Here is a 16,724-nt window from a genome sequence, read left to right as displayed (position 1 = left end):
CGTTACCACCGATACTTCAGGGTTGCCGTCATGTTGCGGCCCTGGCCGAGGTAGCAGAAGCCCTCGTTGCAGACGGTGTCGCGCTCATCGGCAATGTTGCGGATATTGAAGGCCGCTGTCAGGCCTTCGTATTTCTTGTCGACCGCGCCGAAGTCATAAGCGGCGGACGCGTCGATGTAGAAGCTCGAGGGGTTCTTCGACGTATTGGCCGTATCCGTCCAGTTCTCACTGACATAACGGACACCCGTGCCGACAGACAGGCCATGGAAGGGGTTGGTTTCCTGGAACGTATAGTTGGCCCAGAGGCTGGCGACATGCGAGGGTGTCAGGGCTGGCGTATTGCCCTCGTTTTCACCGCCTCCCGTCACTTCTGACTGGTTGTAGGTGTAGGCCGCAATAAGATCCCAACCATCGGCTACCGCCGCGCGGGCTTCGAGTTCGATACCCTTCCCGGTCACCTCACCGATCGATCCATAGGCAAACAACAGCGGATCGACCAGCACCGGCTTGTTCTTTTCAACGATGTGATAGGCAACGGCCGACAGCAGGATGTCGGAGCCCGGCGGCTGGTATTTCACGCCGACCTCGTACTGTTCACCCTCTGTCGGCGCCAGGATCTTGCCTGAGGTCGAACGGTTGGTCACCGGATCGAACGAGGTGGCGTAGGAGACGAAGGGAGCAATGCCGTTGTCGAAGAGATAGAGGGCACCGGCTTGCCAGGAGAAGGCGTTCTTATCGACCTCCTCCGAGCTGACCGCGGGCAAAGTCGCATCGCGCGTCTGGTTCACCCAGGTCTGCCGGCCGCCGAGGTTGAACCGCCAATTCCCGACCTCGATCTGGTCCATCGCATAAATGCCGACCTGCCGCATGTCGGCATCGGAAGCCAGGATACTATAGTCCGGCGTGGCGCCCGAGACACCATAGGTCGGATTGGCGATATCGAAGTCGAACGCCGGATCGGACGCGCCGGCGCCGTAGCCAAAGCTTGACTGGAGATTGGTGTAATCGAGCCCGAACAGCATCGTATGGGCCAACGGACCCGTGTCAAACTTCGCCTCGAGCTGATTGTCGACCTGGAAGACATTCATTTCGTCGCGGATCGCATTCGTGCCGCGATGCGCGACGGTCCCGGTCCAGCCGGTCACACCGAGATAGCGGGCCTGCAGGTCGAGATGCGAATAACGCAGGTTCTGCCGGAAGGTCAGGCCGTTGTCGAATTCATGCTCGAACTGATAGCCGACCTGCTGCTGCTTGACCTTCTGGTAGTCGTAGTCGGGATCGCTCTCCCTGAGCTCGTGGATCTTCCCGTCCAAGGTCGTGATCGCGCCGACGTTGGAGTCGGTCTCGTCAGACTGCGCCAGACCGTACACCGTGAACGTCGTGCCCTCGTCGGGCTTCCAGGTGAAGGACGGCGCCAGGAAATAGCGGTCGTCGGCAATATCGAAATTGGTGTCGCCGCGACGGGCGAGACCGACGATCCGATAGAGGAAATCGTCGTTGCCTTCGCTGATCGGCCCGCCGAAATCGAACATCCCCTGCAGCCGGTCCTTGGTGCCGTAGGTAATGCCCACCTCACGGATCGGTTCCTCGGTTGGAAGCTTCGATATCTTGTTGACGAGGCCGCCCGGCGATCCCGCACCGTAGAGAACGGAAACCGGTCCCTTGATCACCTCGACGCGCTGCAGCTGATAGGGATCGGTGCGGAACATGCCGTAATTCATGTAGGGCTGACGCAGGCTGTCACGAAAGTCTCCGACTGTCGTGATGTTGAAGCCGCGAATGTAGATCTGGTCGAAACGCGGATCGAAGCCGTTCGGCCCTGTCGTCACGCCTGAGGTATAACGCACCGCCTCGATGATGCTTTGCGCGCCGCGCTGCTCGATTTCCTTCTCGGTGGTGACCGATATCGAACGCGGCGTCTCGACCAGCGGCGTGCTGATCTTGGTCGCCCCCGCGCTGTTTTTGGCGGTAACCGACGTCCTGTCGGTCTTGCTATCAGAGGATGCACCTTGAATGACGATCGGTTCCAGGGTCGTCGCCGTGTCGCCGTCGGTGGCGCTCTGAGCGGAAGCCGGCGATGCTGAAATACCGATCAGCAGGATCGCTGTCGTAGCCGCGAGGCTATCTCTATAGATTTTTGGTAGATTCTTAGAAACATTCAAAAAAACATGCGGCATTGCTCTGTCCCTGCGTCACGGATGCGGGCGGAACCTATGGAGCGCAATGGGCCTTGTCAACATAAGATGATTTTTTTTGTCATCTTTTAATCGATAATTTATGCACGCCCGGTATTCCCGAACAGGTTGCACGCAGCCTCAAGATCTGAGAGCGCATTCCCGCGATGGCCAATGATCCAGCTGCGGCATGTCAGCCGCCGACGCCCTGGTAGCGTCGGATTGCGAAGCGCCAGAAGACGGCGGCTATCAAGGCGGCAACGGCTATCGGCGGCATGATGAAATCCGGTAAATAGGAAGATCCCGCTAAGAGAGTCGCATGAAACCTATGCAACAGGTGCCGCCTGGGATAGACAATTCTTTTGATACAACCGATCTGCCGTCGGAATATCAGGACCTGCAGATGGGCAGAGACAAGCCGTGGGGCCGCCCAAACATCTCGATACGGGAGCGAGCTGCCCCAACCCTCGGCGCCGGAGACTCGTGTGTTTCTGAGTAAATCATCATCCTTCGCCGAGTAACGATCGGGAGATAACGATGCGATCGATCCCCAACGCGTTATCGGCCCCTGAAAAAGCTGAGGAGTTTTCTATTGAGGCAAATGAAAAATCTGATTTACTGACATTTCGCTAATTGGCTTTCAGGGGGGATTTGGCCGATGGTGTGGACTCGCAGGAATATTGTGGTTGGTGGACTGGCATTGCTTGGTGCAGGCGCCGTTCGCAAACCGACGCTCGCCGCCGCATCTTCTTTTTTTGACGGCACGGCAGTCGATAACGGCGTCACGTATCGCAGCACCAATTTCGCCAAAATCGACAAAAAGTGGCACCGCCAGGTCGTCAAATACTTCAGCAGTGAGCCGATCGGCACCGTTGTCGTCGATACAAGGCACCATTTCCTCTACGTGATCATGGAGAACAAGACAGCCATTCGATACGGCGTCGGCGTCGGCCGTGAAGGTTTCAAATGGTTCGGTCGCGCCACGATCGACGCCAAATCGCTCTGGCCGCGCTGGACGCCACCGCCGGAGATGCGCAAGCGCCATCCTGAACTGCCGGAATTCGTCGATGGCGGTTCACCGAAAAATCCGCTCGGGCCTCGCGCCATGTATCTGCATCGTGACGGCGTCGACACCGGCTATCGCTTCCACGGCACGCTGGAGCCCTGGAGCATCGGCAAGGACGCCTCCAGCGGCTGCATCCGCATGTTCAACGAGGACGCCATCGATCTCTATCAGCGCTGCCCGATCGGCACGGCGGTGCAGGTGCTGCCGCACATTGCCGATCAGGCCGAAAGCACCACGCAAGTCAGCCAAACAACTCCGGTCGAATAAGGAACCTTACCCTGATGTCTGCTATAACCGGATATACGAGCCGCCTTCTCGCCGCGGCCATGCTCCTGGCGCTTGCCGCCTGCTCCACCACTGAGATCGCCGCCCTGGAAGAACCGACTGCGGCGCCGATGACCGGCCAGACCAATGATCCGGCGCCGGGGTTCGAAAACGTCGCGGCCGGCAGCGAAGAGGATTTCATCCTCAATGTCGGCCGGCGGATCTACTTCAAGCAGGATTCCGCCACCCTCGATTCCGTCGCCATGGCAACTCTGGATAACCAGGCCGCCTGGCTCAACAGAAACCCGACCTGGCTGCTCAAGCTGCAGGGATTTGCCGACGATTCCGGCTCCCCATCGAAAATGCAGACACTGTCGCAGAAGCGCGCCGACGCGGCGATGGCCTATCTTGCCTCGAAGGGGGTGGACCCGAAGCGCATGTGGGCGAAGGGTTATGGAAACGACCGCGAGGTTCGCGACTGCACGGACCGCTCCTGCAAGGTGCAGAACCGGCGCGTCGTCACCAATCTGCGAACTGAACCGGACGCGGCCTGATCGCAGGAACCTGCTGCTTCGACGATTGAGGGCCGGCACGCGGCGCCGGCCCTTTTGATGTTCAATTCCTGTTCAGGATCGTGCTTCAAGAACCGAGGTCGCGGTGCGGAGCTTGCCTAGTTGCTTCAAAAGCAGAGGCTTTCCCGCATCCTTCGCGATGCTTCCGCGACGTTTCTTTATCTGCACGATAAACGGCTTTATCCGGGACTTCATGAAGAAGCTCTCCTTAAGCCACCTGACGTTCGGCATCGATCTGAAGAGGCGCCTGCTGAGAGAAGCCGTCTCCAATGGCGATCTTGCGCGGCTTCATGGCCTCAGGCACTTCACGCTTCAGCGCGATCGAGAGAATACCATTCATCAGCGAGGCATTCTCGACCCTGACGTGATCCGCGAGCTCGAAGCGGCGCTCAAATGTGCGCCCGGCGATGCCGCGATGCAGGTACTCGCCGTCTTTCGCTTCGTTCTTCTGCCCTTTCACCAAAAGGACGTTCCGCTCCTGCGTTATTTCGAGGTCGGCCTCGGCGAAACCGGCAACCGCCATCTGAATGCGATAGTCATCTTCGCCCGTCTTGACGATGTCATAGGGCGGCCACGCATCGATCGCTTGCAGCCGCTGCGCATTGTTCAGCAGATTGAAGACACGGTCGAAGCCGATGCTGGACCGGTAAAGGGGAGCAAAGTCAAGTTCGTTTCTCATAGCCATATCCTCCGTAAAGCAACATGGGGTGGAGACGCGTCGCAAACCGATGTCTCCACGCGGGCTGCCGGCCCGCTTTTGCGCTGCCGACGAACATGATCTGGTTTGCCTGTTTTTTCGATTCAAGAGATGCGTCGAAAAAATTTCTGCACGTATTTCGGGCGAGCCCACGACGTTTTGAAGTCTGTTTTTGTTCACCTAAATCGTTTGGCACCTGATGATGTTCTTCGACTGCTGGAAGATTTTTGGAGAAGATCCGATGACAAGCAGAGGCATCACCACGCTAGGCAATCACGCGTACGACGGCGGCAACAGATAGCTGGCCGGTGACCGCAGTTCGATCACGGATTTTATATCTGCGGCATTGGCTGCAATAATCAGCTGATAGTCACCCGGCTCTGCCTGGAAGGTACCAGCCTCAGGGTCAAAGTAAGCGAGGTCGCGCGGCACGACCTTCATGACCGCCGTGCCCGTTTCGCCAGGCTGCAGCGAAAGCTTGGCGAAGGCGCGCAGTTCCTTGTCTGGCCGTTCCACTTTGGATTTGGGCGAACGCACATAAAGCTGAACCAGCTCCGATCCAGGCCGATCGCCTATATTGGTCAAGTCGACACTGATGGTCACCCCGTCAGCATCCATTTCGCTGGCCGACACCCGCGGTTCGCTCCAACGGAAGCGCGTATAGCCAAGGCCGAAGCCGAAAGGGAAGAGCGGAGCGACGGCGCGGCTGTCGTGGTGACGGTAACCGACGAAGACGCCTTCGGCATAACGTACATGCCCATCCTTGCCGGGATAGACGGCGGGGTCACCGGTGATGGCGGCATTATCGGCAAGCGCCTTTGGGAAGGTCTGCGGCAGGCGTCCGGTCGGCTCGACGTCGCCGAATAGCACATCGGCGACGGCATTGCCGAGTTCCTGCCCCGGATACCACATCTCAAGCACGGCGCGAACCTTGCCGAGCCAGGGCATTTCCACCGGGCCGCCGGTCTGGAGCACCACCACCGTGTTGGCGTTGGCGGCCGCAACCCGCTCGATCAGTTCCTCCTGCCGGTCCGGCAGCCGCATGTCCGGCAGGTCCAGTCCCTCCGTATCCCATTCGCCGTCGCGGCCGACAAAGAGAAGCGCCACATCGGCATTACGGGCGGTCTCGACGGCCGACTCGATGTCGGCCTCGCTGAGCGGCTTTTCGACACCGAAGCGGACGGCGATGAGGTTGATGCCCTCCTCTGTCGCCTTGCATGGTTCATACTCGACGGTGATCTCATATGACCGGCCGGCATCAAGCGTGACCGTGCCGCGCTGTTCGTCATTCGCGGTACCGAAATAGTTCTCGCCGCGCGTCCAGCCGTCATGGCCGTCTACCATCAGCATTCCGTCGACGAACAGCCGCGCCAGGCCGGCATTAGTCATGCCGAACACATGCTCGCCGCTCTCCTCCGGCACGAATCGCATCGTCATCCGGGCCGAGAAGTCTGCTGGGTCGAGTTCGCCCGACGGCAGTTCGAACCAGAAGAATTCGCCCTTGTCGACCGTTTCGACGTGCTGCGGATCGCCCTTGCAGCCGCGCCCCTTGAAATACTCGACCGCGATCTTTCCCTTGAACACATCGATCAGCCGATTATGGCGGCAGCCGACGGCATGGCTGATGCTGTTGGCATTGGAGAGAGCGGCGCGAATGCCTTCGAGCGGGCTCACCGTATAATGCGCCGCGATCTGCGCGCTGCCGCCGCCCATGACGCGGGCGCTGGCCGCATTGGGGCCGATAACAGCGATGCGGTCGAGCGAGGCCTTGGCAATTGGCAGGATGCCGTCGTTCTTCAGAAGCACTGCGCCTTCCGCGCCGAGACGCCGGATCAGCGCCCGGTCTTCCGGAAGGTCGACCGCCCGCTCGGTGAGATCGGGTTTCTCCTTGAACGCGCCGACCCGCTCCAGCAAAACCAATATGCGCCGCGCCGCAGCGCGCACCGTCGCGGCATCGACCTTGCCCTCGAGCACGGCAGCGACCAGTTTGTCGCCGCGATCGCGCGCGGGGCCCGGCATTTCGAGATCGAGGCCGGCATTGATTGTCTCAGCCGTCGAGTGAGAGCCGAACCAGTCTGACATTACGATGCCGTCGAAGCCCCACTCCTCGCGCAGCACCTTGGTCAAGAGCCAGTGATGCTCGCTCGTATAGGTGCCGTTCAGGCGGTTATAGGAGGACATGACGGCCATGACGCCGGCGCGACGGACGGCTTGCTCGAAGGGCGGGAGGTAGATTTCGCGCAGCGTCCGCTCGTCGATATCGGAAGACATGGTCTGCCGCTCGATCTCCGATTCATTGCCGGCGAAATGCTTGACCGTCGCCGCCACCCCCTCGCCCTGCACGCCCTCGATATAAGCGACAGCCAGTTCCGCGGTCAGCATCGGATCTTCGGAATAACATTCGAAATTGCGGCCGTTGAGGCCGGAGCGATGAATATTGACCGTGGGCGCGAGCAGCACGGCGGCACCCTTGCTCTTTGCCTGGCGGGCAAGTGCCGCGCCCATCTGCCTGACGAGCCCGGGATTCCAGCTGGCCCCGAGCGCAATGGCGACGGGAAAGCAGGTCGCCTTGACGCCCGCGACCAGCGAGCCGGCGCCGCGCGCTCCATTCGGACCGTCCGTCACCTTGATCTTGGGCACGCCGAGACGCTCGACTGGAACCGTCGTCCAGAAATCGGCGCCCGACAAAAGCGAGACCTGCTCCTCCAGCGTCATCTGGTCGAGAATGGAATCGATCATGCAAACCTCCAAGCAAGCCCTTAAACCTACCGATTACTCGGTATTTTTAAGATGTCAATCGGGCAAAGCTGATGTATGGAAGAGAGGATGGGAAAGTACCGGGGAACGATGGCAGAATTGTCGGAACAGAATGTCGCGGAGGAAAAGCGCCGCCGCCGCTCCCGCAAGGGGGAGACACGCCGCATGGAGATTCTCGCGGCGGCGATGCGGCGCTTTGCCGAAGACGGCTATCAGAACGCGGCGATCGGCGATATTGCCTGCGATGTTGGCCTGTCGCTGCCCGGCCTGCTGCATCACTTCCCGACCAAGGTCGATCTGCTGCTCGCCATTCTTGCCAAGCGCGATCTCGATAGCGCCGATTTCATCGGCCACTATCGCGCCGATCTTCGCGGCCTGCTCAGGGGCATGGTCGAAATCTTCCGCCGCAACGCCGGAATGATCGAGGTCATCAGGGCCTTTGCCATCCTGAATGCCGAGAGCCTGATGAAGGACCACCCCGCCAAGGCGTGGTTTTTCGATCGCACCGCGGAAATGCAGAAGCATATCGCCGCGACCTTCGAGCGGGCTGTCGCCGACGGCTCGATCAATGCCGGCATTGACGGCGAAGCGATGGCGGCCGAACTGATCGCGGTGATGGACGGCCTGCAGATGCTCTGGCTGCGTGACCCCGATCGCTTCGATATGGTCGGCGGCCTGGAAGCCTATATCAGCCGCCTGCAGACGAGCCTCGGTCTGGAGGGTTGAAATGGCTAGCGGTTCGGAGGCGCGGGCGTCATCTTCTCCCGTTGAAGGGCACGGGATCAATTGTTGCACGACGGCGGCGGAGGGACTCAATGAGGGTGCGATATGCCTTTGGAGCGTTCTCGAACATAGCTGGCACAGAGTTTCTTCAACCCTCGGTACGATCCAATTCCGAGAAGGCTGCTCAGTCGCATCACTGTTGTTTGCGAAACGCCGCAGTTTTTTGCGACTGCGGCAGCGCTCTCGAAAGCAATCATGTCCGGCTGCTCAAGCATCCGCCTGGCCACCTGTTCCACCTGGTGCGGGAGGAAGATTCGTCCCTCAGCGATGAACTGTTTCAGTTCCTGAAAATTTTGAGGACGTTGATCTCTCAAAGGACGCATGGCTGACATTGGCGCCTCCGTGGCAGATGCATTCGCGAAGGATAAGTCGTCGCATTTAGGGGATGGGCGATGCAGCAAGCGGTGTGGACCGGACTGCATCGCCATGACGTCAATTGACGGCAACTGGCCTGCCTGTCTGCCAGCTCACAGTGGCGGCCTCTGCCAATTTCTGAGCCTGAAGGCCATCGAGCCCCCCTGGCCTCGGCGAGGAGTTGCCACTGTCGATCGCTTCGATGAAGGCGTTGATCTCGTTGGCGTAAGCCTGTGCATAGCGTTCGAGAAAGAAATATTGAACAGGATCGCCGCTGACGCCGTTTGCATTGGAAAGCTCGACGCTCGTCGCATGGATATTCTTCGCCGCAAGCATACCGGCAGCTCCATGGACTTCGATACGCTGGTCGTAGCCATAGGTCGCCCGGCGCGAATTGGTGATCACGGCAATGCGGCCTGACGCCGTCTGCATCTGCACGGCGGCGGTATCCACATCGCCCTCGGCCCCGATTGCCTTGTCGACGAGAGACGACCCGAGCGCGTTCACGACCACGAATTCCTCGCCCATGAGAAAGCGAGCCATGTCGAAGTCGTGAATCATCATGTCGCGGAACAGACCACCGGAGGATTTGACGTAGTCGGCAGGCGGCGGCGCTGGATCCCGGCTGGTGATCGTCACGATTTCGATTGCGCCGACATCGCCATGGCGCAGGCGCGCTTCCACACTCGCGAAGTTCGGGTCAAAGCGGCGATTGAAGCCAATCATCAAAGTCGATCTGTTTTTCTCGACAACCTCGAGGCAGGCATTGATGCGGTCGACCGACAGGGATACTGGCTTTTCGCAGAGAATGGCCTTGCCGGCGCGCGCCGCCGCCTCGATCAGATCGGCATGACTCGGGGTCGGCGTCGCAATGAGGATCGCATCGACGTTCGGGGACTTAATGACGTCCTCCGCCTCGGCAACCTCGGCGCCCGTCCGCGCGGCAAGCTCTTCAGCTGAAGCCTTGAAGGCATCCGCCACATAAGCAAGCTTCGCATTGGGGTTCGCCGCGATCGTTGTGGCATGCACTTTGCCTATTCGGCCGGCGCCGATCACTCCAAATCTGATCATTGATGTCTCTCCATTAACTGTAAGTCTTGACTATCCAAATCTTCAAACGGTGAAGGCGTCGCGGAAGCGGGCAAGCGCCGTCTCGTCATCACCCGAGGCCCAAGCCTCCATGCCGATCGCGCCCCGATAACCCATGTCCTTGAGCGCCCGGGCGATTGCCTTGTAGTTGATCTCTCCGGTGCCCGGTTCCATGCGACCGGGAACATCCGCCACCTGAATCTCGCCGATAAATGGGAGTGCACGCCGGCACAGCTCGATCAGGTTCCCCTCGCCGATCTGGGCATGATAGAGGTCGAGATTGAGCTTCAGCGTCGGCCGGTTAACGGAGGAGACGAGGGCGAGCGTATCCTCGGCCTTGGCAAAGGGGGTCTTGGGATGATTGACTGCCTGATTGAGGTTTTCAAGCACGAAGGTAACACCCTCCTGCTCGCCGAGGTCGGCGATACGGTTCAGCGTATCGCGCGCCTTGAGCCACATGGAACCCGTCACCTGGTCGGCCTCGACGACCGGCAGCCCGTTGCCGTCGAGACCGGTGCCATGCAGGTTGAGACGCGGGCAATTCAGCTGTCGGGCGACGGGGATCGATAACTTCGCGGTTCGCAGCAATTCATCCGCGCCTTCGTCATCGGCAAGTGTGCCGGACACATAGCCCGTCATTGACGAAAAGATGGCTCCCGATCGCGCAAGCGCGGCGATGTCGTGTTTTGTCCAATCCCAGATTTCGGCCTGAAAGCCGAGTTCACTGATACGCTTCAACCTGTCGACAACAGGAAGCGACTTGAAGACCATTTCGGCGCAGACTGCGAGCGTGAAGGGGGATGATGTATTCGACGGACCGTCGTTCATGACCATTTCCATGTTTGATAATTGAGAATGCGGCAGCCTGACAAAGACCAATCGGGCGCCGCGGGATATGCAGGGCTAAATCGTGCCGCCGAGCTCGTCGGACAGTTGCTGCAGTTCCTTGCCGCCCGCCATCAGGTTCTGAAGCTCGTCCATCGCGATATCCGCCTTGGCAAAAGTGCCGAGCGTCTGGCCGCGATTGAGGATGGTGAAGCGGTCCGCGACCGCATAGGCGTGCCGAACATTGTGGGTAATGAAGATCACCCCCAGTCCGTTCTGCCGGACCTGGTGGATGTATTTCAACACCATCGAAGTTTGCGCCACGCCGAGCGCCGAGGTGGGCTCATCGAGAATAAGGATCTTGGCACCGAAATAGACCGCGCGCGCGATTGCAACGCATTGGCGTTCACCACCCGACAGAGTGCCCACCGCCTGATTGGGATCGCGGATATCGATGCCGATTTTGCGCATCTCTTCACGCGTGACATCGTTGCAGTGCGCGAGGTCGAAGTGACGGAATGGGAAGATGCCTTTGCGTGGCTCCCGCCCCATGAAAAAATTGCGCGTGATCGACATCAGCGGAATCATTGCGAGGTCCTGGTAGACCGTCGCAATCCCCGCATCGAGGGCATCGCGCGGGCTGCGAAAATTGACCGGCTTGCCGTCGACCAGGAAGACACCCCCGCTGGGACGGACGACACCGGACAGCGTCTTGATCAAGGTGGATTTGCCCGCACCATTGTCTCCGAGAAGACAAAGCACCTCTCCGGCCGACACGTGCATCGACACGCCGTTGAGAGCGATCACCGAGCCGTAGTGCTTGACGATATCGGTTACTTCGATGATCGGCGTTCGGTTATTGACGTCTGGCATGATCAGCGCTCCCCGGTAACCTTGCGGCGGATGAAATTGTTGAAGAGAACAGCCAGCAGCAGCATCGAGCCGAGGAAGACCTGGAACCAGTCGGAGTCGAACCTGGTATAGGTGAGGCCGATGGATACCGAGCCGAAGATGATCGCTCCGAAGAAGGCGCCGATCGCCGAGCCGTATCCGCCTGTGAGCAGGCATCCGCCGATAACGGCGGCGATGATCGCCTCGAACTCCTTCTGAAAACCCCGTCGGGCGTCGGTCGAGCCGGCGTCAAGCACGGTGATGATGGCGACCAGCGCGGCGGCACATGCCGTCAGCGCGAACAGGCCGGTCTTCACCCTATGGACAGGGACACCTGAGTTTCTTGCTGCATTCGGATCGCCACCGGCCGCGAAGATCCAGTTGCCCATGCGGGTGCGCAGCAGGACCCAGGTTGCAGCCAGGGCAAGCACGACGAACCACAAGACCGACACCGGGATGCCCGTGACCTTCGGCAGGCCATTGGGGAACTTGTCGATCAGATCGTGATCTGCAAGCCAGACGAATAGGCCCTTCAGCGCATCGCCGGAAAAGAGCCCGAGCAGCGGACTGTCCTTCACATGATCGCCTATGCCGCGAAGCTGAGTCGAGCCGCCGGTGGCCCATTTCAGACCGACGAGGGTCAAGCCGCGCAGTATGAACAAAAATGCCAGGGTCACGATGAACGACGGCAGGCGGGTGTGGATGACGATCTGACCATTGATCGCGCCCATGAACGCCGCAAACAGCATCGTCATGACGATGGCAACCGAAAGGGGTTGACCGAAATTGGTCAGGATGACGCCGAAGATCAATCCTGCGAAAGCCACCATCGAGCCGATCGAGAGATCGAACTCTCCGCCGATCATGAGCAGTGCCGCCGCTATGGCGAGGATTCCCAGTTGCGATGCCGGCGCCATGATTGTCATCAGGCCGGAAAGGGAGAACATCGTCGAATCTGCAGTAAGAAAGAAAAACACGATGACGAAGACAAGGCCGGCGACCGCACCCAGTTCCGGCCGCCGCATCACATGTGTTAAAAAACTCACTTGTTTGACGCGCTCATCGACCGTCGGCGCAGCCGCCGTGTTCTGCTCAAGCGAAGCCATAACTCCTCCGATGTAATCTTTGTTTTGAGGTAGCGGCGGCGCTGCTCGGCAGCGCTCTTTCAACCGAACCCCCTCCCCTCGAGGGGAGGAGATTCTCGAGAATGCCTTCCGGCAATTCTGGTCAGCGAATGCCCTTGGCGGAGAGATCCACAACCTGGGCAGCCTTTTCCTTGGTGATCAAGTTCGGCCCAGACGGAACGTTGCCGCCTGGGATCAGCCCGTATTTGGCGTAGTTGGCCAGGAATACGACCGGCAGATAACCCTGCAGGAACTGCTGTTGATCGATCGCGAAGGCTGCCTTGCCGTCGGCCACGGCCTTCAGGAAATCTGCCGACAGGTCGAAGGTCGCGACATTAATCTTGCCGGTCATTCCAACATCCTCGACAGCCGCCAGAGCCGGCTCACCGGCGGTGCCGGCGCCGAGCGCCATGACGGTATCGACAGCGGCATTTGAACTCAGCGCCGCTTTGACCTTCGACCGGACGTCGGCAGGGTCGTTGCTGACGGGCAGAACCGTGACCTTGCCGCCAAAACCGTCGGCAAAGCCCTTGCAGCGCAGATCGAGCGCGACATTGCCGACCTCCTGATTGACGCACAAGCCTTCCTTGCCGCCCAGTTCATGCAGCTTCGCACCGGCGGCCTTGCCCGCGGTGTATTCGTCCTGGCCGACATGCAGAAGCGCTCCCAATTCCTTCGAAACATCGGATCCCGAGTTGATCGATATAACCGGAATGCCGGCGGCCACGGCCTTCTTGATCGACGGACCGAGCGCCGAGGCGTCCGGAATGGAGACGACAAGCCCGTCGGGCTTCTGATTGATGGCAGCATCGATGAGCTGCCCCATCGACACCATGTCGAATGTCTCCGGCGCCCGATAGTCGACGCTGATGCCGATATCCTTCGCAGCTGCGTTGACGCCGTTCTTGACCACGGACCAGAACGGGTCATTTGCCTGACCGTGGGTGACGGCCACGATGCGAATGTCCGCTGCGTTGACAATTGCTGAAGAGCACATGAGCGCAACTACAGCGGCGGCGCCTGCGAAAAGCGATTTCAAACCTAATTTCATTTTACCCTCCCAAAAACAGTCCGCCTCATGCGAACCGCATTTGCTACCGGTTGCAACCTCATTGCTACCGGTAGCAAGCGACGCCAAATTACTTTATTGTCGACAGAAATCAAGCATCCATTCCATTTTTATTTTTTTGTGGAATATTCATTCCAATCGTGAGGAGAAAGGCATGCGCAAAAGGGCAACGGCGAAAGAGGTGGCGGAAGCCGCCGGCGTATCGAAATGGACGGTAATCCGTGCGTTTACTCCTGGCGCATCCATCACCGAGGCCAGCCGGCAAAAGGTGCTTCAGGCCGCCGAGGCGCTGAACTACTCGCCGAACCTGCTTGCCCGCAGCCTGGCCACAAACGTCACGCATCAGGTCGCGGTGTTCGTCGATGACTTCGCCAATCCGCACAAGCTTCCGGTTTTGGAGATGCTCACCGAGCGTCTGCAGGCGGAGGGTCTGTTGACGGTATTGATCAACATCAACCGGCACTTCGATCACGTTCACGCGTTGATCAATGCCGACCAACGGCAATTCGACGCCGTGATCCTGTTCGGTACGGCCTTTCGCGAGGAAACGCTGGGAGATCGGCGGCTCGGCCCAGACTTCCCGCCAATGTTCGTTCTCGCAAGAGACAGCCAGATCCCTGGCGTCCCCGCAATCGCCTGCAATGCTGAACTCGCTCTCAGCCAAGTGGTCGATTACCTGTTTGACAAAGGCTATCGCCGTCCGGGCTTCATGACGGGAGCAAGAACCCTGTCGACGGCTCTCGGCAGGCGCCATCACTATGCGAATTTCTGGCGGCGGAAGGGTGTCGAGAGCGTCATAGAGCTGAATGCAGACCGTTATAGTGCTGACGCGGGCGCCGAAGCGGCGCGAGCCTATCTGAGCGCTACCCCGCCTCCCTCGCGCGTCGATGTTTTGATGTGTGAAAATGATATTCTGGCGTTAGGAGCCATGGATACGGCCCGCAGCGAATTTGGTTGCCGCGTTCCGCAAGACCTTGCGGTGGTCGGCTTTGACAATATCGAGCTTGGCGCGACGCCAACCTATGGCCTGACGACTTACGAGCAGCCCACTTATGAGATGATTAACACGATAGTGGAGATGATTACCGGAGCCCGTGCCGTCGAAGCTGTCACCTTGCCAGGTCATCTCGTTCCCAGACTATCCGCCTGATTGCCGGGTTTCAGGGGAAGCGCGCCAGCCAGTCCAAGATGCGTCTGACCGCCTCGTGATATCGTTGCCCGACCAGCAAGCCCGTATGCGTCGTGCCGGCAAGACCCAGATATTCGCCGCCGATGTGCCGCGCCGCCGCCCGGCCGCGCCGGTCATCATCTTCATCTCCGACGGCTGAGATGACCAGGCTAGGACAGGTGATCCTTCGGCCGTCGACGGAAATTCCCTGCGCTCCGAAATGAAAGGAGAAGGCGCCGAAAGCCTTGCCGGACTCCATGGACAGGTATTTCCGCTGGAACGCGAGATCTTCGAAGGTCTCATCGGCGCTGAACTGCTCGTCGCGCGCCGGCGCGGGCACGACGAGACCGGGCGCCCGCGGCGCGCGACCTTGATAGGGCACCGCGTCATGCACTTGCCTGCAGATGCTGGAGTCGATCAGCACCAGCCCAGCGATCTCCACGCTTTCCGCCAGTTTCTGGCTGAGGATGCCGCCCATACTGAAGCCGATCACCACAGGCGGGCTTCCGCTTTCATCGACGACTTCGGCGATCGCCTCTCGAATGTCTTCGAGATAATCCTCGAATTCGACCTGCGTGAAATCGACCGATCTGCTTTTGTAGTGACCGCGCAGATTGATGCAGGAGGAGTCCCATCCTGCGGCCATGAAATGCGGGATGTACTTGCTCCACATCCAGCTGCCGGTGAAGGCCCCATGGACGAACAGCAGCGGCGGCCGGCCGGCTTTTTGCGAGCCACAGTTCCCATGAAATATCTCAAGAAAAAGGTCGTTCTCTCCGATAAATTTTTCCCTGTGCTCGGGCAATTCCTTGGCATAGTCCCGCATGGCATTCGCTCCTCAAGTTGGGCAAGCTATCCGAGACAGAGGATATTTGTTACGCAATGTTGATCAATCACTGCAGATGGACTTACACAAAGGACAAAATATCCTCAATCGGATATGGCCGTGGATAGTCTCGCAAGCATCGTCGCCTTCGTTCATGCCGCCGAACAGCAGAGCTATGTCGCCGCCGCGCGCCTTGCCGGCGTTTCGCCTTCGGCGATCGGCAAAGCGGTGGCGCGTCTGGAAAGCCGCCTCGGCGTGCGGCTCTTCAACCGCACGACGCGCAGCATCAGCCTGACCGAGGAAGGGACAGTCCTCTACGAGCACTATAAACGCGTCCTTGACGACATGCGGGACGCGGAAGCAGCCGTGTCAAAGGGCCGGGACCGGCCGAGGGGGCGCCTGCGCGTCAGCGTTCCGCATATCGTCGGCCACCATCTGCTGATGCCAATCCTGCCGGGCTTCACCGCGCGGTTCCCCGAGATCGAACTGGACATCGATTTCGAAGACAGGGTCATCGACCTCATTACGGAGGGGCTCGATGTGGTCGTGCGCAGCGGCGAACTGGCCGATGCGCGGCTGATTGCCCGTCCGCTCGGCGAGCAGCATTTCGTCGTCTGCGCGAGTCCCGCCTATCTCGACCGCCACGGTCGGCCGGAGACGCCTGACGATCTCTCGCGGCACGCCTGCATTCACTTCAAATACCCATCCACCGGCCGCACCGCGCCCTGGGCGTTCCGCCCGCCCTCCGAGCGGCTGCTTCTGCCGAGAAGCCTGACATTCAACAACACCGATGCCGGGCTGCGGGCGGCGAGAGACGGGCTCGGCCTCGCGCATCTGCCCGTCTATGTCGCCGAGCCGCATATCCGGGCCGGCACGCTGATCCCCGTCCTCACTGCCTTCATGGCGCCCTTCGGTTCGCTCTCCCTCGTCTGGCCGTCGAACCGCCAGCTTTCACCCAAAATCCGGGCTTTCGTGGATTTCGTGGTGGAGAATTTTGGCGGCCGGCTCGGCACTCCATTTTCACGCTTCGGACAATGAGTGGCCTCGCCATGTAGAGCCGCGGAG

At 59.8% G+C, this 16,724-nt stretch carries 15 protein-coding genes; 5 read left to right on the top strand and 10 right to left on the bottom strand.

Features of this window, described 5'->3' with window-relative positions:
- Positions 1-2: 2 nt before the first annotated feature.
- Complete coding sequence (locus EFD56_RS00850; protein WP_012490165.1) at positions 3-2,177, bottom strand: TonB-dependent siderophore receptor; 2,175 nt, start codon at positions 2,175-2,177, stop codon at positions 3-5.
- A 655-nt stretch (positions 2,178-2,832) separates the two neighbouring features.
- Here EFD56_RS00850 and EFD56_RS00845 point away from each other — a divergent pair.
- Together EFD56_RS00845 and EFD56_RS00840 are read left to right on the top strand one after the other, a co-directional pair.
- Positions 2,833-3,507 carry a L,D-transpeptidase gene (locus EFD56_RS00845; RefSeq protein WP_004669178.1) on the top strand — a complete coding sequence of 225 codons (675 nt, stop codon included), beginning with the start codon at positions 2,833-2,835 and terminating at the stop codon, positions 3,505-3,507.
- A gap of 14 nt (positions 3,508-3,521) precedes the next feature.
- Entirely contained in the window at positions 3,522-4,058 is a 537-nt protein-coding gene (locus tag EFD56_RS00840) for an OmpA family protein (RefSeq protein WP_004669180.1), read from the top strand.
- A 226-nt stretch (positions 4,059-4,284) separates the two neighbouring features.
- On the opposite strand, the gene EFD56_RS00835 is transcribed toward EFD56_RS00840, so the two are convergent.
- Positions 4,285-4,755, bottom strand: coding sequence for an Hsp20 family protein (locus tag EFD56_RS00835; RefSeq protein ID WP_010025597.1), 471 nt, complete (start codon positions 4,753-4,755; stop codon positions 4,285-4,287).
- A 291-nt stretch (positions 4,756-5,046) separates the two neighbouring features.
- Complete coding sequence (locus tag EFD56_RS00830) at positions 5,047-7,512, bottom strand: beta-glucosidase (RefSeq protein ID WP_004669190.1); 2,466 nt, start codon at positions 7,510-7,512, stop codon at positions 5,047-5,049.
- Between the two features lie 108 nt (positions 7,513-7,620).
- Here EFD56_RS00830 and EFD56_RS00825 point away from each other — a divergent pair, with 108 nt between their 5' ends.
- Positions 7,621-8,256 (top strand): TetR/AcrR family transcriptional regulator, encoded by a 636-nt coding sequence (locus EFD56_RS00825; RefSeq protein ID WP_010020762.1) that lies wholly within the window; start codon positions 7,621-7,623, stop codon positions 8,254-8,256.
- An 86-nt stretch (positions 8,257-8,342) separates the two neighbouring features.
- Here the strand turns inward: EFD56_RS00825 and EFD56_RS00820 are convergent, their stop codons facing one another.
- The 6 genes from EFD56_RS00820 to EFD56_RS00795 all read right to left on the bottom strand — a co-directional run bounded on the left by EFD56_RS00820 (position 8,343) and on the right by EFD56_RS00795 (position 13,647).
- Positions 8,343-8,645, bottom strand: a complete 303-nt coding sequence (locus tag EFD56_RS00820) for a MurR/RpiR family transcriptional regulator (protein WP_049772086.1) — start codon at positions 8,643-8,645, stop codon at positions 8,343-8,345.
- Between the two features lie 100 nt (positions 8,646-8,745).
- Positions 8,746-9,738, bottom strand: coding sequence for an inositol 2-dehydrogenase (iolG, locus tag EFD56_RS00815; protein ID WP_004669196.1), 993 nt, complete (start codon positions 9,736-9,738; stop codon positions 8,746-8,748).
- A gap of 42 nt (positions 9,739-9,780) precedes the next feature.
- Complete coding sequence (locus EFD56_RS00810; protein ID WP_126904429.1) at positions 9,781-10,584, bottom strand: TIM barrel protein; 804 nt, start codon at positions 10,582-10,584, stop codon at positions 9,781-9,783.
- A 75-nt stretch (positions 10,585-10,659) separates the two neighbouring features.
- Positions 10,660-11,454 carry an ATP-binding cassette domain-containing protein gene (locus EFD56_RS00805; RefSeq protein ID WP_010009235.1) on the bottom strand — a complete coding sequence of 265 codons (795 nt, stop codon included), beginning with the start codon at positions 11,452-11,454 and terminating at the stop codon, positions 10,660-10,662.
- A gap of 2 nt (positions 11,455-11,456) precedes the next feature.
- A complete protein-coding gene (locus EFD56_RS00800; protein ID WP_012490172.1) occupies positions 11,457-12,578 on the bottom strand; it encodes an ABC transporter permease in 1,122 nt (373 codons plus the stop codon).
- Positions 12,579-12,699: 121 nt separating this feature from the next.
- On the bottom strand, positions 12,700-13,647 hold the full coding sequence (locus tag EFD56_RS00795; RefSeq protein ID WP_004669204.1) for a sugar ABC transporter substrate-binding protein: 948 nt from the start codon (positions 13,645-13,647) through the stop codon (positions 12,700-12,702).
- Positions 13,648-13,819: 172 nt separating this feature from the next.
- Here EFD56_RS00795 and EFD56_RS00790 point away from each other — a divergent pair, with 172 nt between their 5' ends.
- Positions 13,820-14,815 carry a LacI family DNA-binding transcriptional regulator gene (locus tag EFD56_RS00790; RefSeq protein ID WP_012490173.1) on the top strand — a complete coding sequence of 332 codons (996 nt, stop codon included), beginning with the start codon at positions 13,820-13,822 and terminating at the stop codon, positions 14,813-14,815.
- A gap of 10 nt (positions 14,816-14,825) precedes the next feature.
- On the opposite strand, the gene EFD56_RS00785 is transcribed toward EFD56_RS00790, so the two are convergent.
- A complete protein-coding gene (locus tag EFD56_RS00785) occupies positions 14,826-15,659 on the bottom strand; it encodes an alpha/beta hydrolase (RefSeq protein ID WP_004669208.1) in 834 nt (277 codons plus the stop codon).
- A gap of 120 nt (positions 15,660-15,779) precedes the next feature.
- Here EFD56_RS00785 and EFD56_RS00780 point away from each other — a divergent pair, with 120 nt between their 5' ends.
- A complete protein-coding gene (locus tag EFD56_RS00780) occupies positions 15,780-16,697 on the top strand; it encodes a LysR family transcriptional regulator (RefSeq protein WP_170965662.1) in 918 nt (305 codons plus the stop codon).
- Positions 16,698-16,724 lie beyond the last annotated feature (27 nt).

The sequence above is a fragment of the Rhizobium phaseoli genome (genome assembly GCF_003985125.1).
Classification (GTDB): domain Bacteria; phylum Pseudomonadota; class Alphaproteobacteria; order Rhizobiales; family Rhizobiaceae; genus Rhizobium; species Rhizobium phaseoli.
Note: the sequence above shows the minus strand (reverse complement) of the source record. Positions and strands in the feature narration are given on the sequence as shown.